This window comes from Polynucleobacter sp. 39-46-10, from assembly GCF_002282275.1.
In genome coordinates, this window is the sequence record NZ_NCJB01000460.1 from 1 (window position 1) to 1,496 (window position 1,496).

Consider the following 1,496-nt stretch of genomic DNA (forward strand, 5'->3'; position numbering starts at 1 on the left):
GGTGATGACGGTAGCACCAACAATGCCGGTAGTAGCGCCCATCAAAGCCCCGAACAAGATTATTCCAACCGCCATACCGCCCTTGACACCGCCCGCTATATGTCCAATCACATCAAGCAAATCATCAGCTAGCCGAGATTTTTCCAGCATGATTCCCATAAAAATAAACAAGGGAATTGCAAGCCATTGATAACCCGCCACAATGCCAAACACTCTGGCTGGCAATAAGTTAAACAAGGAGGTTCCGAATCCTAAAAATCCAAATACGAATCCCACTGTTGCCAAGGTAATGGCAACTGGAACGCCAATCATCAATAAAATGAAAAAGCCTATCAGCATCAAAATGGCCATCACATGCATATCAAACATGCTGACCTCCTTTGGTTCTGTACCCATTAAGAATCACCCGACAGAGCTCCCCGACACCTTGGAAAGCCAGTAAAGCAAAGCCAATTGGAATTAATCCCTTCACAATCCAGCGATAAGGAATACCTCCTGGATCGGGCGACATTTCTCCAATCGAGAAAGACTGGACAACATATGATGAGGACAAGTAGATAAATAGCAGCGCCACGATGATTGTGAGTACCGCTGAAATAATATCGACACGATATTTATTCTTAGGAGAATAATTGGCGTAGAACAAATCTACCCGAACATTATCGCCACGCAATAAGGCATAGCTCATACCGAATAAGATTAATGCCGCCAATAGATGCCACTCAAGCTCTTGCGCCCACACCGAACCAATGCTCATGGTGTAGCGTAAAAAAACGTTAACTGTTATTAATCCCACAATGGCCAAGGCCACGTAAGACGTGGCCTTGCCAGTGAAATCAATTAAGCCTTCGATACGCAATGCGATTTTTAATAACAAAGGATGCACTGATATTCCTAACTTAAATGATTAAAACGAAAATCAACCACGAATTTTGCTGTGGTATGTTGCCTCACTATAAGATGCCCAAGAGTCATAGTTCCGCTTAAAGGCAAAATAAGAATCATGTACTTTTTTAGTCATAGGATCAGCCGCAGCTGACTCGTCCAAAATCTTTTTCGTTTCAGCGCGCATCGCAGCTACTACTGAATCTGGCAATTGCAGAGCAGTAACGCCTTGCTTCTCAACCAAATCTTTCATTGCCTCGGCATTGTTACGCTGACACCATGCCTCACCAATAACATTACAAGCAGCAGATGCGTTTTGCACAACTGCTTGAAGATCTTTAGGTAGCTTTTCCCAAGCTGCTTTATTAATCAAAAGCTCAGAAGTAGTTGCTGGCTCATGCCAACCAGTGGTGTAGTAGAACTTAGCTGCTTTTTGCAATCCAAGACGACGGTCTTGAAATGGGCCAACGAATTCAGCTGCATCAATCACGCCACGCTCAAGCGCCGGGAAAATCTCACCGCCCGGCAATACCTTCACATCAACACCCAACTTGGCATAGACCTTACCAGCAAGCCCAGGAATACGCATCTTCAGACCCTTGAGATCAGCA

3 protein-coding genes are annotated in these 1,496 nt (G+C 44.7%); all 3 read right to left on the minus strand.

Annotated features, from left to right (window positions below):
- Positions 1-369: TRAP transporter large permease subunit (locus B7X71_RS16775; protein ID WP_293601575.1), on the minus strand; the 369-nt coding region annotated here is incomplete at its 3' end.
- On the minus strand, positions 362-886 hold the full coding sequence (locus B7X71_RS16780) for a TRAP transporter small permease subunit (protein ID WP_293601576.1): 525 nt from the start codon (positions 884-886) through the stop codon (positions 362-364). The genes B7X71_RS16780 and B7X71_RS16775, both read right to left, overlap by 8 nt.
- 33 nt (positions 887-919) lie before the next feature.
- Positions 920-1,496, minus strand: a 577-nt coding sequence (gene dctP / locus B7X71_RS16785; protein WP_293601577.1) for a TRAP transporter substrate-binding protein DctP, incomplete at its 5' end; no start/stop codon positions are given.